4 protein-coding genes are annotated in these 2,364 nt (G+C 68.5%); 2 read left to right on the top strand and 2 right to left on the bottom strand.

Translation table 11 applies throughout. The features are described 5' to 3' along the window. Positions 1–141 precede the first annotated feature (141 nt). Positions 142–420, bottom strand: a complete 279-nt coding sequence (locus D7Y11_RS42355; RefSeq protein WP_126936501.1) for a hypothetical protein — start codon at positions 418–420, stop codon at positions 142–144. 156 nt (positions 421–576) lie between these two features. After that, the gene (locus tag D7Y11_RS42350) at positions 577–867 is read right to left on the bottom strand and encodes a hypothetical protein (RefSeq protein WP_126936500.1); all 291 of its coding nucleotides are present in this window, start codon (positions 865–867) and stop codon (positions 577–579) included. Positions 868–1,038: 171 nt separating this feature from the next. Here D7Y11_RS42350 and D7Y11_RS42345 point away from each other — a divergent pair, with 171 nt between their 5' ends. Both D7Y11_RS42345 and D7Y11_RS42340 read left to right on the top strand, forming a co-directional pair. Further along, the gene (locus tag D7Y11_RS42345) at positions 1,039–1,233 is read left to right on the top strand and encodes a hypothetical protein (RefSeq protein ID WP_126936499.1); all 195 of its coding nucleotides are present in this window, start codon (positions 1,039–1,041) and stop codon (positions 1,231–1,233) included. Between the two features lie 152 nt (positions 1,234–1,385). Beyond that, positions 1,386–2,364 (top strand): PHP domain-containing protein (locus D7Y11_RS42340; protein WP_126936498.1); only part of this gene is annotated, 979 nt, incomplete at its 3' end.

Genomic DNA, 2,364 nt, shown 5'->3' with positions numbered 1-2,364 from the left:
TCGGTGCATCCCCTGGGGTAGGCAATGGCCCCGCTTCAGTGCAACCCCACCTGCTGATGCTCGGCCGAGGGCACGACTGCTACCCTCGGCCGCAGTTCATCTTCTCTCGTTTAGGGACACCCCCTAGTTCGCGGACACGACCTAGCTCTGGGTCGCGGGCTCGCGGCAGACCGCCTCCGGCGCGTCGTCGGTGTCCACGGGCTGCACGGAGGCCTGTGGCTCGGAGGGCTGCGCCACCGGCGAGCCGATGCAGACGCCGTAATCACCACAGGTGATGATGTGTCCGGCCTCCAGACAGAGGGCGGCGCACGACTCCTGTTCACAGTAGGTGTTGGTGCAATCCGGCGGACGGGCGCTGGCGGTCAGCGGCGCGAGGAGGAGGGCGGGGACCAGGAGCAGGGATCGGCGAAGCAGCGTCATGAGGCACCTCGGGAACGAGTAGCACCACTGCGGCTGAAGGCTGTCGGTGAGACGAAGACAGCGCGGCGCATGCTCGCCCGGAACCCAATGGCAAATCAAACCCCGTTCCTGGAGTCGGTGGAGACACCGCTCCAGGAGGAGGGACCGCGACAGCTGTCAGCCCTGAGCCTGATCGTCGGGGGCGCGGCAGACGGCTTCCGTGTCGTCGGCCTGGGCGGGCGCGGGCTGTTGCGCGGAGGCCTGCGGTTCGGACGGCTGCACCGGAAGGGCGCCACTGCAGACGCCGAATTCGCCGCAGGTGATGACCGAACTGCCCATGGTGCACAGCAGGGTACAGGACCGGGTGGGGCTGCACTGGTTGTCACATTCGGGCGGCCGCGCGCTGGCGGTCAGCGGAAGGAGGAGCATGCTTGCGGCGGCGAGCAGCAGCTTCGAACGCTGGTTCATGTCGTGTCTCCAGGGGAGGGGAGGCCGCCACCCTGCGGGAAATCCTTCCGCCTTTCAATAACAAGCCAGACTCCATGAGATTGGATTGCCATGCGGAAGACAGTCGAATCCGCGCATTCCGCCTCAAGTGGCAAATGATGGCGACAGGGTTTGCGTTTGATTTGCCATTGCTTGCCGAAGGAAGAGGCGGAAGCCCCCGAGGAGTCCGGGACGCGAAGCCAACTGGCCTATCCCTGCAACGGGACCTTGCAGTGGTACGCACCCCACTGGAGCGACAACACGCGCACGGTGCAGGTGGGTTTCGAAAGCTGCGTCTGCTCCTATTCCAGCACGGAGTCCTACAACTACAGCTACGGGGGGAACTGACGGGCATCCGCAACTTCTTGAACGTCACCCGGTGCCCCCGCCGGGACCCGTACTGAGCCGGGCCCGGGCCTGGCACAACCCATGAAGTCGCCCGCTCGCGAAACGGAGATCCAATCTAGCGCCTGAACGTCTGCTCAGTATCCTGATCAGGCGTGAGCTACGCCGAGTTGGTGTGCCGGTCCCACTTCTCCTTCCTGCACGGCGCCTCCCATCCGGAGGAGTTGGTGGCCACCGCGGCCCGGCTGGGGCTGTCCGCGCTGGCGCTGACGGACAGGGATGGGCTCTACGGCGTGGTGAAGGCGCACCACGCGGCGAAGGAGCACGGCGTGAAGCTGCTCCTCGCCGCGGAGCTGACGCTGGAGGACGGCCCTCCGGTGGTGGTGTACGCGAGGGACGCGACCGGGTACTCGAACCTGTGCCGGCTGGTGTCCCACGGCCGGATGACGCACCCCAAAGGCGAGGCGGGCGTGCCCTGGCGCAAGGTGGCGGAGCACGCGTCGGGGCTGCTCGCGCTGCTCCCGGGGCCCGCGTCGCTGGAGGCGGTAGCCCCTCTGGCGGAGGCGTTTCCCGGGAGCTTCCACGTGGGCCTGAGCCGCTCGCTGTCAGCGGGAGACGCGGCCCGGGAGGCGCGAGCGGAAGCGCTGGCCCGCGCGCTGGGCGTGCCGCTGGTGGTCCACAACGACGTGCACACGCACCACCGCGACCGGCAGGTGCTCCAGGACGTGCTCACGTCCATCCGCCACGGGGTGACGGTGGATCAGGCGGGCACGCGGCTGTTCCCGAACGCCGAGCGGACGTTGAAGTCCCCTGGGGACATGGCCCGGCTGTTCGCGGATCGGCCGGAGGCGCTGGCGCGCACGGTGGAGCTGGCGTCGCGCTGCGAGGCGTCCCTGGACGCGCTGCACTACCGCTTCCCGGAGGAGGACCTGCCAGAAGGCCGCACGGCGGACGCGCACCTGCGGGTGCTCACGGAGGCAGGCCTGCGCACGCGCTATCCGGGGGGCGTGCCTCCGGCGGTGACGAAGCAGATCGACCACGAGCTGCGGCTCATCGCGGCGCTGGACTTCGCGGGGTACTTCCTGTCGCTGTGGGACATCGTGATGTTCGCGCGGGGGCGGGGCATCCTGTGCC

Source organism: Corallococcus sp. AB018, from assembly GCF_003986945.1.
GTDB classification, from domain to species: Bacteria; Myxococcota; Myxococcia; order Myxococcales; family Myxococcaceae; genus Corallococcus; species Corallococcus exiguus.
This window is presented reverse-complemented; position numbering and strand designations above follow the sequence as displayed.

Excerpts from the sequence above, each read along its gene's own strand:
- D7Y11_RS42350 (WP_126936500.1), bottom strand. The coding sequence starts at position 867 with ATGAACCAGCGTTCGAAGCTGCTGCTCGCCGCCGCAAGCATGCTCCTC.
- D7Y11_RS42355 (WP_126936501.1), bottom strand. The coding sequence starts at position 420 with ATGACGCTGCTTCGCCGATCCCTGCTCCTGGTCCCCGCCCTCCTCCTC.